Below are 15,277 nucleotides of genomic sequence, written 5' to 3'. Positions count from 1 at the left end.
GGCGACAACCTGCGCCACCGGCTCAACCGCGACCTCAGTTTTTCCGCGGCGGACAGGAAGGAAAACCTGCGGCGCGCGGCGGAGGTCGCGCGCCTGATGAATGAAGCCGGGCTGATCGTGCTGGCCTCCTTCATCTCGCCGATCCGCGACGATCGCGAGATGGTGCGGCGCCTGGTCGGCGACGAGCGCTTCGTCGAAGTCCATGTGAGCACGCCGCTTGAGGTGTGCGCGGCGCGCGATCCCAAGGGCTTGTACGCGATGGCGCGCGGCGGCCGGATCCTCGAGTTCACCGGCGTCACCGCGCCGTATGAAGCGCCAAGCCGCCCGGCGCTCGAGCTGGACACCGCGCGCATCAGCACGGAGGAGGCCGCACAGCGGCTCTACGGGTTCCTGGTGCAGCGCTTCTTTTAAGGCGCCGGCAGACGGAACCACTTTTCATCGATCTGTTTTTTTGTTCAGGAGCACTATCCATGACCATGCCGATTGAATCAGCCGCCCGCCGCAACTGCGCGCGCCCCCGTCCCGTCCTGATGATCCCGCTGCGCCGCTGCGGCAGCCATGCGCTGCGCCTGCGCCTGAATTTCAGCCCCCGGTTCTACTCGCCGTACCCGCTGCACATCGTCGACTTCATGCCGCTGGTGCCGCTGTATGGCGACCTGTCCGACGACCGCGCGTACTTCCGCCTGGTGGTCGACGTCGTCGGCCTGCAGACGGCCAGCATGGTGAAGTGGACCGACGTGGTATTCGATCCGACCGAAATCTTCAATGCGATCAAGGACCAGCCGCGCAGCGTGCACCGCATCGCCTGGGAACTGCTGCTGCGCGCCGGCGAGCGGCACGGCGCCGACATCGTGATGGACAAGTCGCTCGACAACGTGCACCACGCGCATGAGCTGATGCGGCTGTTTCCGGACATGCTGTTCCTGAATGTCGTGCGCGACCCGCGCGCGCAGGTGGCGTCGATGAACCGGGCGATCATCCATGACTTCGATGCCACCCTGAACGCGATGACCTGGGTGGAGGCGCACCGCAGCGCCTGCGCGCTGATGGAGCGCCATCCGGATCGGGTGCTCTGCATACGCTACGAGGATTTCCTCGCGAACCAGGAAGAAACCCTGCGCAGCGTATGCGCCTTCCTCGGCATCGAATTCCTGCCGCGCATGCTCGACGTGCAGGGCTCGCCCGAAGCGAGGCAGATCTCGACGATGTCGGCGTTGTGGGCATCCAATTGCTTCGCGCCAATTCCCGCCCATGCGGACAAGTTCAAGACCCAGCTCTCGCTGCAGGAAATCGAAATCATCGAAACCGTGGCGCAGGACTACATGCAGATGTACGGCTACCAGAAGATGACCGATGCGCGCGCCGAGATATCGGATGCGATGCTCGCCGCCGCCCGTACGCGCTCGGACACCCGACGCAGGCAGGCGTGGCAGAACCTGGAGTCCGACAACTTCCGCGACTTCGAATTGCGGCAGTTCCGGGCGGAGTATCTCGCGCGCCTGCGCGAATCGCTGGAGCGGCGCGGGGCAGCGGTGCGGAAGGAGGAAGCCTGTGCCGCCTGACGGACGACGCGGCGCCATTGCGCCGTGATTGCGGCTACGAAAGCAAACCCAGCGCCGCCGCCTTGACCGCGGCCTGGGTCTTGTTCGTGGCGCCGAGCTTGGCGACCGCGTTATTGATGTGAAAATTCACCGTGCGCTCCGCGATTGAGAGGATGCAAGCGATCTCGTAAGCGGTTTTTCCCTCCGCGGTCCAGCGCAGAACTTCCTTTTCCCGCGCGGTGATCGGCGCCAGGGTCTCGGGCGTCAGCCGCGGGACCAGGATGCGCGTCATCGCCGCGTGCGCATACTGCGCCAGCCATGACATCTTCGGCTGGTTCTCCGCCAGTTCCGCCGGCGACAACGCCTCGGCGCCGCGCGCCAGGGTCAGCAGCCCGACCACACCGCCGGCGTCGCGCGAAGATTGCGCCCAACCGTAGCGCAGCCCGTGGCAGCGCGCTTCTTCCCACATGTCGCGCGCCGACTCGAACAGATGGTTCGACCAGACGACGGGCAGGGTGGATTTGAGCGCGTGCTTGACGGTAGGGTCGACGCGCAGGTACTCGCGCGCCTGGTAGCACTGCTGCCATTGCGGCGAATAGTTATTGAACATCACGAGCCTGGGGCGCGAGATCGGGATCGGCATCCGCATGCCGTAGGCGCAGTACTCAAAACCCATCGCGCGCGCCACGCCTGCCAGCTGGTCGAACGCGTCCTGCTCGGAATCGATCTTCAGCAACGCATCAAAGCGGTCCTCCTGCCATGCTTCCACTGACCGCACCTCCTGTTAGCAATCCGGATCAACAATATCCGCGCGTCGCTCTCCTCGCGAATCGCAAGCACGCGGGGCTAAGTTAGAGGCGCGTACCCGGCGTGTCAACTCTGACAGTCGCGTTGTGACGACGTATCACGTAGACTGCTCACACAGCCTGTCAATTCGTTGACAGGGCATCTATCCGTAACTGCAATCAGCGACGTGGACATGACACTGCACACGCATGCCGCCACTGCGGCCGCACCTGCCGTCTCGCATGACGGCTACATCCGCCTGCGCCTGGCCAGCCTCGACCAGATGCCGTTCATCCATCTGTATTCGGAGAGCGACGCCGGCTTCCTGCAGGAGTTGCGCGGGCAGGACCTGCCGGCGCGCTGCGCCGGATTTTCCGAATGGAAGAGCGACACCAACCCGGCTATATCGCTCGGCTGGGGCTGGTTCATCGACAGCAATTCGGACCGGCTGCAGGTGGCACCGGACGAGGTGCGCAGCAATGTGATGCTGGTCGACCAGCACGGCTACGACCTCGGTCCGCACAAGACCGCGAGCCTGTTCGGCGCATGGCTGAACCGCTTCGCATGGCAGCCGGCAGTCTGCACCGCGCTGAGCGAAGCAACTGTTGCCTGTTAAACCTGTCAGTTACTGAAGGGGCGGTGAACGGCTGTAATGGCATCAGGCACATCACCTGTTTGACGACCATGCAGACTATCATCGGAACAGCAAAAGAGTTTTCGCCTTCGCTGGAAAATGCACTCGCGGCATATCGGCACAAGATATTCATCGAGCGCCTCGGCTGGCCGCTTCCGGTCGAGAACGGCCAGGAGCGCGATCAGTTCGATCATCCCGATACGCTGTACGTGATGACACGCGACGAGAACGGCGCTATCTGCGGCTGCGCGCGGCTGCTGCCGACGACGGCGCCTTACCTGCTGAGCGAGATCTTCCCGAACCTGCTTGCCGGCGCGCCGGTGCCGCGTTCGTCCGAGGTATGGGAACTGTCGCGTTTTGCGGCGGCATCGGTCGCCGCGCAGTCATCGGTCGAAGCCGCGGCGAACACCCGCGCGCTGCTGGCGGCCGCAGTGCAAACCGCGATGGAACATGGCGCGAAACGGCTCATCACGGTGTCGCCGCTCGGCATCGAACGCCTGCTGCAACGCATGGGCGTGCATGCGCACCGCGCCGGTCCGCCGATGCTTGCCGACGGCAAGCCGATCTTCGCCTGCTGGATCGAGATCGATGAGCAAACGCTCGATGCGCTGCGCATCGAGCATAGCGGGAGCGCGCGGCCGCAAGGATTGCTTTCCTGATGCAGCGTCAGTCGGCGCAGATCTATTTGAAGGACGAGGCCGCGCCGCGCAAACCGGATTGCTTGATGTCGCGCGCGAGGTTCAGCAGGCGCGCCACGGCGCGGGTCCCGGCGCCGCCTTGTTCGGGCCGGTCGGCGATGTCGAGCAGCCGGAATTTCCAGGTGCGCGAATAGCCGTGGAAGGCGGTGCGCAGCGCGGTCGGCGCATTGGCCAGCATGTGCGCGCGGGAGCGGTAGACGATCAGTTCGTCGAAATCCTGCTGCACGCCGAGCAGCAGGTACTTGTACTCGAAACGTCCCCACATGAAGTGGAATTCCTTGCCGCCGCGTTCGATGCAATCGCAGATCGTCATGTAGCAGCACAGCTTTCCCATGCGCGCATCGTCGTAGGCGGGATCATGCGCGTTGATGTGCATGAAGTAGTTCGCGCCGACGCGGCTGCAGACGGTGCCGGCGACCACCCGGCCGTCCAGGATCATCGCGCTCACCAGGCCGCTTTCCTTCACCAGGCGCGTCAGGCGGTCGGTTTCGGCGGCGTCGATTTCCGATTCCTTGTTCTTGGTCGCCATGCGCGCGCGGTTCAGTTCGATGATGTCGCGCACGTGGGATACCGGAATGTCGCCGTCCTCGTAGACCTTGAATTGCAGCGACGGGAAATTGCGCTTGAGCCGGTTGCCGTGGTACTTGAAGTTCTTGCGCGTGGCCTTGCCGAGCGCGGCGAGGTAGTCTTCCGGCGTCGGCGGCAGCGTCAGCACGATGTCCTCGGTGCGGTAGAAATGCTGGTGCGGAAGCCCGAGCCGGCCGACCGCGCGTATCGCGTGGAAGCACACCATGCCGGCATCCGGGTAGGTGTCGAACGCATGGCGCGCGAAACGCTCGACTTCCGCCGCGTCCATCGTGATCTGCTCGTTGAGCACCTGCACCCGCTTGCCCTGCACGCGAAACAGCAGCGCCGCCGCCGTGCGTCCGCCGTTCTGCGCCACATAGGTATGTACGCCGTCGCCCAGGCCGTCATAGACGCGGAACTGCGGCAGCGACGAAAAGACGTGGCCGTACAGGGTGTCGAGTTCCGGCTCGACGAAGGAGGGAATGGAATTTTCGTAAAGCGCGATCGTGATCTGTCCGGTTTCCATATGCCGCCTGCTGTCATGGCGCGTCGCAGTGGTCTGCAACGCTACGCTTGCCATGATGACGCCGGCGCAGACAGGGAAGTTCGCCGGGCGCAGAGGTCGGATGCAGGCTTCTTGCGAGAGCGCAAACGGGCATGCCGCGCGGCGCGCGTTCATTCCCCATGGGACAGGATGTTTCATCCTGTCAAGCGGTGTTCGGCGCTGCTGCGCCATCCGCACGCGGCGAACGCCGCCGGGCGTACGCGACTGTCCCATTCCGGTACAGGCCGGCCGCGCAGCCTGTGACAGAACGGCGCAATCCGCCGGCGCGCGTTCTTCGGCCGCAAAGCGCGCATCGCGCCGCAAGCCGCGCCGCGACACGTTCCCCGTCCGGTGCAGCATGCCCGCGTCCGGCTGGCACGCCGATTGCGCGGCAGGGCGGGTGCTGAAGCACAGTCCCACATACATCCATCCAAAACCCGTCAGGAGGAAGACATGAATCTCGCAGACATCAGCCGGCTCGGCATCCAGAATCCGTTCAAGCAGCGCTACGACAACTACATCGGCGGCAAATTCGTTGCGCCCGTCGGCGGCCAGTACTTCCAGAACATCAGCCCGGTGATCGGCCAGCCGTTCTGCGAAGTGGCGCGGTCGACCGCGGAAGACATCGAGCTGGCGCTGGATGCCGCGCATGCGGCGAAGAAGGCCTGGGGCAAGACTTCGCCGGCCGAGCGCGCCGCGATCCTGAACAAGATTGCCGACCGCATGGAAGCCAACCTGCAGCTGCTGGCGACCGCGGAAACGATCGACAACGGCAAGCCGATCCGCGAAACGATGGCGGCCGACATTCCGCTGGCGATCGACCATTTCCGTTACTTCGCCGGTTGCGTGCGCGCGCAGGAAGGCTCGATCGCGCCGATCGACGCGGACACTTATGCGTACCACTTCCATGAACCGCTGGGCGTGGTCGGCCAGATCATCCCGTGGAATTTCCCGATCCTGATGGCGGTGTGGAAGCTGGCGCCGGCGCTGGCCGCCGGCAACTGCATGGTGCTCAAGCCGGCCGAGCAGACGCCGGCGTCGATCATGGTGCTGCTGGAACTGATAGGGGACCTGCTGCCGCCGGGCGTGCTCAACGTGGTCAACGGCTTCGGCCTGGAAGCCGGCAAGCCGCTGGCATCGAGCAAGCGCATCGCCAAGATCGCGTTCACCGGCGAAACCGGCACCGGCCGCCTGATCATGCAGTATGCGGCGCAGAACATCATCCCGGTCACGCTGGAACTGGGCGGCAAGTCGCCCAACATCTTCTTCGAAGACGTGATGGCGCAGGACGACGACTACTTCGACAAATGCCTGGAAGGTTTCGCGATGTTCGCGCTGAACCAGGGCGAGGTCTGCACCTGCCCCTCGCGGGTGCTGGTGCAGGAATCGATCTATGACCGGTTCATGGAGCGCGCGGTCAAGCGCGTGGCCGCGATCAAGCAGGGCAATCCGCTCGATGCGGCCACCATGGTCGGCGCCCAGGCATCGCAGGAGCAGCTGGAAAAGATCCTGTCCTATCTGGACATCGGCCGCCAGGAGGGCGCGAAGGTGCTGATCGGCGGCGAGCGCAACGCGCTGGGGGGCGACCTGGAGGGCGGCTATTACGTGAAGCCGACCATCTTCGAGGGCCATAACAAGATGCGCATCTTCCAGGAAGAAATCTTCGGCCCGGTGGTATCGGTGACCACCTTCAGGAACGAGGACGACGCGCTCGAGATCGCCAACGACACGCTGTACGGCCTCGGCGCCGGCGTCTGGACCCGCGACGGCGCGCGCGCCTTCCGCATGGGGCGCGGCATCGAGGCGGGCAGGGTGTGGACCAACTGCTACCACCTGTATCCGGCGCACGCGGCCTTCGGCGGCTACAAGCAGTCGGGCATCGGGCGCGAGACGCACAAGATGATGCTGGAGCACTATCAGCAGACCAAGAACCTGCTGGTGAGCTACAGCCCGAAGGCGCTCGGGTTCTTCTGAGGTAGTCAAGACGGTGGGTGCCGCTTCGCGCTACCTCGGCGGCCCCACCCGCCCTTTGGCGGCGCGTCAAAGGACAGTAGGGTGGGGGGCCCCCCAGGTAGCGCGGAGCGAAACCCGCCGGCATTCATGGGAGGCAGGACATGAACGGAACAAGCCTTGCACGCGTCGTTGCCACCCCGGCGGCGCAGCAGTTCATCCGCGCGCTGCAGGAAAAAAACGGCCCGCTGATGTTCTTCCAGTCCGGCGGCTGCTGCGACGGCAGCGCGCCGATGTGCTACCCGGCGGGCGACTTCAATATCAGCGACAGCGACGTCCATCTCGGCGATATCGAGGGCAGCCCGTTCTACATGGGGCGAGACCAGTTCGAATACTGGAAGCATACCCAGCTGATCATCGACGTGGTCGACGGCAACGGCGGCATGTTCTCGCTCGATAACGGCACCGGAAAACGCTTCCTGACCCGCTCGCGCCTGTTCTCGGACGAGGAATGGGAGCAGCTCAGCGCCGGTTGAGCTTGCGATAGATGGTGTTGCGCGAAATGCCGAGCGCACGCGCCGCGGCGGAGACGTTGCCGCCGTGCTCGTCCAGCGTCCTGCGGATCGCCGATGCCTCGACATCCGCCAGGCTGGCGCGCGCGCCGCCGGCAGCGCCGGCGCCGTTATCCGCGGGCGCATCGAGGTCGTCCAGGAAATCGTCCGGCAGGTGTTCGCGCCGGATTTCCCGCCCGTCGCCGGCCATCACGATCGCGGTGCGCAGCAGGTTCGCGAGCTGGCGGAAATTGCCCGGCCATTGATGGCGGCGGAACATCGCCATCACATCCGGCGCGACGCTGAACTGTGCGCCGTGCGCTTCCACCACGAGCAGTTTCTGCACCACCGCGTCGAGATCGGTGCGCTCGCGCAGCGGCGGCAGTTTCACGACCAGGCCGTTGAGCCGGTAATACAGATCTTCGCGGAATTCCCCGCGTGCGATCAGCTCGCGCAGGTTGCGGTTGGTGGCGCAGATCACCGACACGTTCACCGGGATCGACTTGGTGCTGCCGAGCGGCGTCACCACGCGCTCCTGCAGCACGCGCAGCAGCCGCGCCTGCAGGTTGAGCGGCATGTCGCCGATCTCGTCGAGGAACAGCGAGCCGCCGTTGGCCTGCATGATCTTGCCGGCCGCACCCTTGCGGCGCGCGCCGGTGAAGGCGCCTTCCTCATGACCGAACAGCTCGGATTCGATCAGGGTGTCTGGAATCGACGCGCAATTGACCGCGACGAAGGGCTTGCCGGCGCGCGGGGAATCGTTGTGGATCGCCTGCGCCAGCAATTCCTTGCCGGTGCCGGTCTCGCCGAGGATCAGGACCGGGATGTCGCGCCCGATCACCTTGCCGACCTTGTCGATCACCGCCGCCACCTGCGCATCCCCGGTGTCGAGGTATCGCAGGCTGGACAGGCGCCGCCCCGCGCCGTCGTCGCCGGCGCGCCGGTTGCGCGCGGCGGGGTCGGCCGCGTCGCAGAACACCTGCGTCGTCAGGCGCAGTTCCGCGCGCGCGTAGACCCGCACGCCGCTGTGCAGGCACATGCCGAGCAGCCCGGGCGCCGCGGTGCGGTAATGATCGAACAGCGCCGACACCGGCAGGCCGAACAGCGAACTGAAGGTATGCGCCTGCAGCGCCGCCGCCGGCACGCCGAGCTGGAACAGGCCGCTGCGGTTGGCCGCCAGGAAGCGCCCGCCCGGCGTGAAGGAGGCGATGCCCTCCATCAGCGTGCCGATGAACTCGGGGCGGCTGTGGAAGTGCAGGGTGATCGCGTCCTGGAACACGGCGGAAAACAGCTGGTTCTCGATCATCTGCGCCGACATCCGCACCAGCGCCATCGTGTGCCGGTGATAGCTGTTGCGGTCGCCGGTGACGTCGAGCACGCCGACCACCTTGCCCTGGTGGTCGAAGATCGGCGCGGCGGAGCAGGTGAGGAAATGGTTGGCCGACAGGAAGTGCTGGTCCGCGTGCACCAGCGTCGGCGCGCGCTCGGCGATCGCGGTGCCGATCGCATTCGTGCCCTTGCTCTGTTCGGACCAGGTCACGCCCGGCTGCAGCGCGACGCTGCGCGCCTTTTCGAGGAAATCGGCGTCGCCGATGGAATGCACGATCAGCCCGCCGGCGTCGGTCAGCACCACCATGTTGTGGGTGTTGACGATCTGCTCATAGAGCGTCTCCATCACCGGCAGCGCGCAGTTGTACAGGTTGCGGTTCTGCTCGATCAGCAGCGCCAGGTCGGTCCGCCCGAGCGGGCTGAAGTCCGGTTCCTGGTTGCGCGCCAGGCCATAGGCGGCCGAGCGCTGGTGGGAGTTCGTGATCGCGGCGGGCGACGGGCCCGCTGCCGGCGGATAGGCCGCGCGACTGCCTTGTGGGTGGGATTGCACCGGCACTCTGTTCATTGTCTCCTCCGCCGCCGTCTTGGGTTGCGTTTTGCGCAAGTGTACACTGCGCGTGGCGGCAGAACTGCTCCAAATTGGAGCAGTCGGGACCGTCGGTTTGCGAACGGTACAATATTGTTTTTTCAAAAGGCGCGCGACGATGAAAATCCCCCGCGGTTTGTGGTGGATCAAAAGTTTGGCCTAAATGCATCGTAGTCGTGCGCGTCCAACACGCTGCATGACAACCGGCAGCGCCGTCCGTGGCGCTGGAACCCGAAGCGGACCGCGTTCATGCGCGTCCGCCATTCAATTGGAGCAAGTCAAGAATGATTCTCGCCAACAAGAAGGGCCTCGTCGTAGGCATTGCGAACGACAACAGCATCGCGTATGGCTGCGCCCGCAAATTCCGGGAAGCCGGCGCCGACCTGGCCATCACCTACCTGAACGCGAAGGCGGAACCGCATGTGCGGCCGCTGGCTGAATCGCTCGACAGCAAGATCGTGCTGCCTTGCGACGTGCGCGAGGAAGGGCAGCTGGAAGCGGTTTTCGCGCGTATCGAGCAGGAATGGGGCAAGCTCGACTTCGTGCTGCATTCGATCGCGTTTGCCCCGCGGGAAGACCTGCACGGCCGGCTGGTGGACTGTTCGGCGCAGGGCTTCGCGCTGGCGATGGATATCTCCTGCCACTCCTTCATCCGCATGGCGCGCCTGGCCGAGCCGCTGATGAAGGACGGCGGCTGCCTGCAGACCGTGACCTTCTTCGGCTCCGACCGCGTGGTCGAGCACTACAACATGATGGGTCCGGTGAAGGCGGCGCTCGAATGCAGCGTGCGCTACCTTGCCGCCGACCTCGGCGTCAAAGGCATCCGCGTGCATGCGCTGTCGCCGGGGCCGCTGAAGACGCGTGCGGCGTCGGGCATCGGCCGTTTCGACGAACTGCTGGACCGGGCGCGCGAACGGGCGCCCGAGCGCATGCTGGCGACGATCGAGGACGTCGGCCATGTCGCCGCCTTCCTTGCAAGCGACGGCGCGCGCTCGCTGACCGGCAACGTCGAATACATTGACGCCGGTTACCACATCATGGGCTGAAGAGCCGTCCGGCGCGAGGCGGCGCCATCCTTTAGAATCGGAAACGGCATCCCGGCCGGGATGCCGCACCATGATCGAGAAGGATGGCGACACGATGCAACCCTCCAGGCCCGCCCGCGCGGGATCTTCCTGCTTTTCCGAGAGACGGCTGGAAGCGCTGACCCGGCGCCTCCAGTCGGATATCGCCGCCAGGTTCATTCCCGGCGCCGCGCTGCTGGTGCGGCACCGCGGCCATGTCGTGCTCGACGCCGCGCTCGGGTTCCAGGACCAGGCCGCCGGCACGCCGATGGCGTCCGACACCATCTTCCGCATCTATTCCATGACCAAGCCGATCGTGTCGGTCGCGGCCATGATGCTGGTGGAGCAGGGCCGCATGCTGCTGTCCGACCCGATCGCGAACTGGCTGCCGGAGCTGGCGCGGCTCAAGGTGGGCGTGGAAGGCATCGACGCCCGCGGCAGGCGGACGCTGCGCCTGGAAGACGCGCAGCAGCCGATCACGGTGCAGGACCTGTTGCGCCATACCTCGGGTTTCACCTACGGCGTGTTCGGCGACTCGCTGGTCAAGCAGGCGTACCGGAATGCCCGCATCGGCAGCCCGCGCGCCACCAGCGATGAATTCATCCGCAACCTGTCCCAGCTGCCGCTGATGTACCAGCCGGGGAGCGTCTGGGAGTACAGCCATTCCACCGATGTCCTGGGCGTGCTGCTCGAACGCGTGTCCGGCATGCCGCTCGACGCCTTGCTGGCCGAGCGCATCCTGCGGCCGCTGGGCATGCGCGACACCGGCTTCTGGGTCGAGCCGGACCGGCATCACCGCATCGCCGAAGCCTTCGCCACCGATCCGGTGACCGGCGCAGCGGTCAAGCTGAACCAGCCGCGCCGCCGGCCGAACTTCCTGTCCGGCGGCGCCGGCTTGATGTCGACCATGCAGGATTACCTGCGTTTCGCGGCCATGCTGGCCGGCGAGGGCGAACTGGACGGCGTGCGCCTGCTGTCCCGCAAGACGCTGCGCTACATGGCGAGCGACCACCTGGTCGCACTGCCGCGCGCGAAATGCGGCCAGAGCTACCTGCCCGGCCCCGGCTGCGGCTTCGGGCTGGGGTTTGCGGTGCGCACCCACGAGGGCGGCGCGTTCATGCCGGGGTCGATCGGCGACTTCAGCTGGAGCGGCCTGGCCGGCACCTACTTCTGGGTGGACCCGCAGGAAGACCTGCTCGCGATCTTCATGATGCAGGCGCCGGAGCAGCGCAACGCCTATCGGCAGCTTTTCCGCAACATGGTCTATGCGGCGCTCGAATAGGCGCCGTCACCACCGATTTGATTTTCATTGATCCAGATCAACTGGTTCCGGCCAGTCGGGCGCGCGTACGGGCCGGGAGGCCTTGAAGGAGATGGAATATCTTCTAGAATGACCTTCATAAAAACAGGGTCATGCCTGTCGGCGGTGAGTCCGACGGCGATGCGCCATAGGGAAGCGTGATGTTCAAGACGATACTCGTACCGACCGACGGCTCGCCGTTGGCCGACCAGGCGATCAACGCCGCAGTCCAGTGTGCCCGCGAAACCGGCGGTCGCGTCATCGGCCTGTCGGTCGCCGAACCTTATCCGTTTACGCCTTTGTCGGCCAGCACCTTTTCCGAGGAGCGCGCGCTTTACGACGAAAGGGCGCGCGAAGTCGCGCAGGAGCATGTGCGCAAGATCGAGGCCGCCGCGCACGTGCTGGGCGTACCCTGCAAGGCGCTGGTAACGCAGTCCTTCAGCCCGAGCGACGAAATCGTGGAAACGGCCGAGCGGCTCGGGTGCGACGCGATCTTCATGGCGTCGCACGGCCGCAAGGGACTGGGACGCCTTTTCATAGGAAGTGAAACCCAGAAGGTGCTGGCCGCGACGGCCATCCCGGTAATGGTTTTCCGACAAGGAGACAGTGATGCAATCCGTTAAATGGTCCCAGGAGATGTCGCTCGGCGTGAAGGAAATGGACGCCGCGCACCGGATCTTCCTCGATGAGCTGACCGAACTGCTCACCACGCCCGACGACAAGTTCGGTCCCGCCTTCCTGTCGATGGTCGCGAAGATCGAGCAGGACTTCCGCGAAGAAGAGCAGCTGATGGAAGAGATCGACTATGCGGGCATCGCAGGCCACCGGGAACAGCATGCGCGCGTGCTGGGCGCGCTGCACCATGTCGCGCCGCACGTGATGAACGGCGATATTGCACTCGGGCGCGAGGCGGCTGAACTCCTGCCGCAATGGTTCCTGTTCCACCTGTCGACCATGGATACGGCGCTCGCGTTTGCGCTCGACGCGGACGGCGGAACGATCAACCCGCCGACCATCCGGCTGGCTGCAGAGCGCATCCGGCAGGGGGCGGACCGTCCGGCCTGAAGCCCGCCAGGCGCTTCCGCAATTTTCCGTGTGGATCTGATGAACCTGAACAAGCATGTGGCATCGCTTGCCGCGGCGCTCGCGTTGACCGCTGCCGCCCCGGCGCAGGCGAGCGGCGTCTATATCGCCGGGCACGGGACCAGCTTCGACCAGGCGCTCGGCCAGGCGCTGAAGGACAACTCCGCCCGGTCCGCGGACGCATTCTGGATCGTCATTGCGGGCGACCAGGTCGCGCAGGTCACCAGGAAAGGCGCGAGCGCCGACACCCGCGCCGGGCTGAAAAGCGCGCTCGAACGCGGCGCCGAAGTCTACGCCTGCCGTTCCGACCTGACGCGCGCCGGCATCAGGGACGACGAGCTGCTCGACGGCGTGGTCGCGATGTACGGCTATTCCGAGCGGGACTGGGCCGGCTTGCTGCCGCCGAAGAAGGACGGCATCGCGCTGCCCGGGGATATGGCGCAGAGCCAGCGCATCCTGAAAACCTGCGCCGGCGAAGCAAAGCCGGGCGCGTGACGCGGGCTGCGCGCACACCCGCCGCTGTCGGCGCAGCACAACATCGTCGCCTGTATGGATTCCATACATCTTCCCTCTGTCCAGCTTGAATACATTCTTTGCGAAGCAATCGGCCCGGCGAAGGCCTGCACGGCCGCGCGCTTGCCGCGCCATCCTCGAAACCCCGATCCGTCACGCCGCAACCGGCGGCGACCAGGCGCAAGCCATGGTGTCCGGAAACCATACGGCTTGTCCCTGCGGCCGAAAGGGTTGTCCTGGAAAGGTGACGTTTCCTCTACTACACTCCCTTGCGCTGGGGTTGCTGTCCGAATTCGTCGGACAAGCACTTGATGTATAGCGCGGCGGAACTCGGTCCCCAATACAATCGACCGGATGGCAAATCCGGCAGGCCGATTCCCGCTGCTCCAGTTATCCGGTCGGGGAGAGACGGTAATGAATCTACGTACGGTAAGGATAGGTACGAGGCTGGGCATCGGCTTCGGCATCATCCTGGTCACAGTCGTCTGCGTGCTTGCGGCAGACATCATCATCAGCGCCAACGGCAGGCGCATCCAGAACGAAGGCCTGAAAGTGGCGACCGCGAAAGCGGAAGTCGCCAACGCGATGCGCGGCGCGGTGCTCGAAGGCGGCATCGCGATGCGCAATGTCGGGCTGCAGTACAGCACGCCGGAGATGCAGCGCGAGGAAGCCAAGGCGCAGGCGCAGCGCAAGCGTTTCCAGGAGGCGCAGCAGAAAATGCAGGCGCTCGGCCTGGCAGCGGAGGAAAAGGCGATCCTCGACGCCATCGCCGGCCTCAATGCGAAGACCGACGAACCGTTCAGGGAAGCGATCCAGAAGGTCAAGGAGTACGCGAACGAATCGGCCGGCAAGCTGATCTCGGCACAAATCGAACCGCTGAACCAGCAGGCAATCGCGGAGATCGACAAGCTGGTCGACATGCAGCAGAAAACCGTCGATGCGCTGATCGCGGACGCGGAAGAATCCGGCCGCCGCCTCACCTGGCTGCTGGTGGCGATGGGCGCGCTCACGGTCGTCACCGGCGGCGTGCTGTCCTTCATCACCACGCGCAGCATCACCTTGCCGCTGCAGGATGCGGTCGAGGTCGCCAAGCGGGTGGCGGCCGGCAAGCTCGGCGCCGGGATCGTGGTGTCCGGCAAGGACGAAACCAGCGAACTGCTGCACGCGCTCAAGGAAATGGACGACAGCCTGACCCGGATCGTGAGTCAGGTGCGCGCCGGCACCGACGAAATCGGCACGGTGTCCAATGAAATTTCGACCGGCAATGCCGACCTGTCGTCGCGCACCGAATCCCAGGCCAGCGCGCTGCAGCATACCGCGTCCTCGATGGAGCAGCTGACGTCGACGGTGAAGAACAACGCCGACAATGCGGAACAGGCGAACCGGCTGGTGCGTTCGGCCTCGGCGTCGGCGGTCAAGGGCGGCGACGTGGTCAGCCAGGTGGTGAATACGATGGGCTCGATCAAGGACAGCTCGCGCAGGATCGTCGACATCATCTCGGTCATCGACGGCATCGCGTTCCAGACCAACATCCTGGCGCTGAATGCGGCGGTCGAAGCGGCGCGCGCCGGCGAGCAGGGCCGCGGCTTCGCCGTGGTGGCGGCGGAAGTGCGCACGCTGGCGCAGCGCTCGGCCCAGGCAGCGAAGGAAATCAAGGACCTGATCAACGATTCCGTGGCCAAGGTGGAAAGCGGCAATGCGCTGGTCGACGACGCCGGCCGCCAGATGCAGGAAATCGTGGCGGCGGTCAAGCATGTGGCCGCGATCATGAACGACATCACCCAGGCCAGCCAGGAGCAGAGCCGCGGGATCGAGGAAATCAACCGCGCGATCGCGACCATGGACGAGATGACGCAGCAGAACGCGGCGCTGGTCGAGCAGGCGGCGGCGGCTGCGGCATCGATGGAGCAGCGCGCCGCCGCGCTCGGGCAGACGGTGGCGGCGTTCGACGTGGCCGCCAGCGCCGGCGTGTTGCGCTCGGCACCAGTGCTGCGGCTGGCGCAGCAGGCGGAGGCACCGGGCAAGGGGAGGGGGGCGCCGATGCTGGAGCGGGCGAAGGCGGCATTGCGGCCGCAGGGATAGGCGGCGAACAGGTGGAGCCGGCGGGTGATGTCCGATCCGGTTTCGAAAG

15 protein-coding genes are annotated in these 15,277 nt (G+C 65.5%); 12 read left to right on the top strand and 3 right to left on the bottom strand.

The genetic code is table 11. The annotated features are described in order from the left end of the window. Nucleotides 1-411: adenylyl-sulfate kinase (gene cysC, locus VEC01_RS04035; protein WP_324899002.1), on the top strand; the 411-nt coding region annotated here is incomplete at its 5' end. Between the two features lie 59 nt (nt 412-470). Continuing rightward, nucleotides 471-1,562 carry a sulfotransferase gene (locus VEC01_RS04030; protein WP_324899000.1) on the top strand — a complete coding sequence of 364 codons (1,092 nt, stop codon included), beginning with the start codon at nt 471-473 and terminating at the stop codon, nt 1,560-1,562. Between the two features lie 34 nt (nt 1,563-1,596). On the opposite strand, the gene VEC01_RS04025 is transcribed toward VEC01_RS04030, so the two are convergent. After that, complete coding sequence (locus tag VEC01_RS04025; RefSeq protein ID WP_324898998.1) at nt 1,597-2,310, bottom strand: autoinducer binding domain-containing protein; 714 nt, start codon at nt 2,308-2,310, stop codon at nt 1,597-1,599. Nucleotides 2,311-2,520: 210 nt separating this feature from the next. Here VEC01_RS04025 and VEC01_RS04020 point away from each other — a divergent pair, with 210 nt between their 5' ends. Beyond that, nucleotides 2,521-2,943 (top strand): DUF4902 domain-containing protein, encoded by a 423-nt coding sequence (locus VEC01_RS04020; RefSeq protein ID WP_324898996.1) that lies wholly within the window; start codon nt 2,521-2,523, stop codon nt 2,941-2,943. Nucleotides 2,944-3,011: 68 nt separating this feature from the next. Further along, nucleotides 3,012-3,620 (top strand): acyl-homoserine-lactone synthase, encoded by a 609-nt coding sequence (locus tag VEC01_RS04015; RefSeq protein WP_324898994.1) that lies wholly within the window; start codon nt 3,012-3,014, stop codon nt 3,618-3,620. Between the two features lie 22 nt (nt 3,621-3,642). On the opposite strand, the gene VEC01_RS04010 is transcribed toward VEC01_RS04015, so the two are convergent. Beyond that, nucleotides 3,643-4,806: a GNAT family N-acetyltransferase gene (locus tag VEC01_RS04010; RefSeq protein WP_324898992.1), complete on the bottom strand. Its 1,164-nt coding sequence runs from the start codon at nt 4,804-4,806 to the stop codon at nt 3,643-3,645. A gap of 417 nt (nt 4,807-5,223) precedes the next feature. Between VEC01_RS04010 and adh the strand changes: the two genes are divergently transcribed. Continuing rightward, nucleotides 5,224-6,744: an aldehyde dehydrogenase gene (gene adh / locus VEC01_RS04005; RefSeq protein WP_324898990.1), complete on the top strand. Its 1,521-nt coding sequence runs from the start codon at nt 5,224-5,226 to the stop codon at nt 6,742-6,744. A gap of 140 nt (nt 6,745-6,884) precedes the next feature. Further along, on the top strand, nt 6,885-7,256 hold the full coding sequence (locus VEC01_RS04000; RefSeq protein ID WP_324898988.1) for a DUF779 domain-containing protein: 372 nt from the start codon (nt 6,885-6,887) through the stop codon (nt 7,254-7,256). On the opposite strand, the gene VEC01_RS03995 is transcribed toward VEC01_RS04000, so the two are convergent. Next, entirely contained in the window at nt 7,243-9,165 is a 1,923-nt protein-coding gene (locus VEC01_RS03995) for a sigma-54-dependent Fis family transcriptional regulator (RefSeq protein ID WP_324898986.1), read from the bottom strand. The two genes, VEC01_RS04000 and VEC01_RS03995, sit on opposite strands and share 14 nt — an antisense overlap. A gap of 305 nt (nt 9,166-9,470) precedes the next feature. Here VEC01_RS03995 and fabI point away from each other — a divergent pair, with 305 nt between their 5' ends. The 6 genes from fabI to VEC01_RS03965 all read left to right on the top strand — a co-directional run bounded on the left by fabI (nt 9,471) and on the right by VEC01_RS03965 (nt 15,228). Further along, nucleotides 9,471-10,232, top strand: a complete 762-nt coding sequence (fabI, locus tag VEC01_RS03990; protein ID WP_324898984.1) for an enoyl-ACP reductase FabI — start codon at nt 9,471-9,473, stop codon at nt 10,230-10,232. Nucleotides 10,233-10,302: 70 nt separating this feature from the next. Next, on the top strand, nt 10,303-11,532 hold the full coding sequence (locus VEC01_RS03985; protein WP_324898982.1) for a serine hydrolase domain-containing protein: 1,230 nt from the start codon (nt 10,303-10,305) through the stop codon (nt 11,530-11,532). Between the two features lie 179 nt (nt 11,533-11,711). After that, nucleotides 11,712-12,173 carry a universal stress protein gene (locus VEC01_RS03980; RefSeq protein WP_324898980.1) on the top strand — a complete coding sequence of 154 codons (462 nt, stop codon included), beginning with the start codon at nt 11,712-11,714 and terminating at the stop codon, nt 12,171-12,173. Further along, nucleotides 12,160-12,615, top strand: a complete 456-nt coding sequence (locus VEC01_RS03975; protein WP_324898978.1) for a hemerythrin family protein — start codon at nt 12,160-12,162, stop codon at nt 12,613-12,615. The genes VEC01_RS03980 and VEC01_RS03975 overlap by 14 nt, the downstream gene beginning before the upstream one ends. Nucleotides 12,616-12,654: 39 nt before the next feature. Further along, complete coding sequence (locus VEC01_RS03970) at nt 12,655-13,128, top strand: hypothetical protein (protein ID WP_324898976.1); 474 nt, start codon at nt 12,655-12,657, stop codon at nt 13,126-13,128. 432 nt (nt 13,129-13,560) lie between these two features. Continuing rightward, on the top strand, nt 13,561-15,228 hold the full coding sequence (locus VEC01_RS03965) for a methyl-accepting chemotaxis protein (protein WP_324898974.1): 1,668 nt from the start codon (nt 13,561-13,563) through the stop codon (nt 15,226-15,228). Nucleotides 15,229-15,277: the final 49 nt, after the last annotated feature.

Origin of the sequence: Noviherbaspirillum sp., assembly GCF_035627455.1 — a bacterium.
In the GTDB taxonomy this organism is placed as follows: Bacteria; Pseudomonadota; Gammaproteobacteria; order Burkholderiales; family Burkholderiaceae_D; genus Noviherbaspirillum.
Note: the sequence above shows the minus strand (reverse complement) of the source record. Positions and strands in the feature narration are given on the sequence as shown.

Coding starts and splice junctions, on each gene's coding strand:
- VEC01_RS04030 (WP_324899000.1), top strand. CDS start 471: ATGACCATGCCGATTGAATCAGCCGCCCGCCGCAACTGCGCGCGCCCC.
- VEC01_RS04020 (WP_324898996.1), top strand. CDS start 2,521: ATGACACTGCACACGCATGCCGCCACTGCGGCCGCACCTGCCGTCTCG.
- VEC01_RS04015 (WP_324898994.1), top strand. CDS start 3,012: ATGCAGACTATCATCGGAACAGCAAAAGAGTTTTCGCCTTCGCTGGAA.
- VEC01_RS04010 (WP_324898992.1), bottom strand. CDS start 4,806: ATGGCAAGCGTAGCGTTGCAGACCACTGCGACGCGCCATGACAGCAGG.
- adh (WP_324898990.1), top strand. CDS start 5,224: ATGAATCTCGCAGACATCAGCCGGCTCGGCATCCAGAATCCGTTCAAG.
- VEC01_RS04000 (WP_324898988.1), top strand. CDS start 6,885: ATGAACGGAACAAGCCTTGCACGCGTCGTTGCCACCCCGGCGGCGCAG.
- VEC01_RS03995 (WP_324898986.1), bottom strand. CDS start 9,165: ATGAACAGAGTGCCGGTGCAATCCCACCCACAAGGCAGTCGCGCGGCC.
- fabI (WP_324898984.1), top strand. CDS start 9,471: ATGATTCTCGCCAACAAGAAGGGCCTCGTCGTAGGCATTGCGAACGAC.
- VEC01_RS03985 (WP_324898982.1), top strand. CDS start 10,303: ATGATCGAGAAGGATGGCGACACGATGCAACCCTCCAGGCCCGCCCGC.
- VEC01_RS03980 (WP_324898980.1), top strand. CDS start 11,712: ATGTTCAAGACGATACTCGTACCGACCGACGGCTCGCCGTTGGCCGAC.
- VEC01_RS03975 (WP_324898978.1), top strand. CDS start 12,160: ATGCAATCCGTTAAATGGTCCCAGGAGATGTCGCTCGGCGTGAAGGAA.
- VEC01_RS03970 (WP_324898976.1), top strand. CDS start 12,655: ATGAACCTGAACAAGCATGTGGCATCGCTTGCCGCGGCGCTCGCGTTG.
- VEC01_RS03965 (WP_324898974.1), top strand. CDS start 13,561: ATGAATCTACGTACGGTAAGGATAGGTACGAGGCTGGGCATCGGCTTC.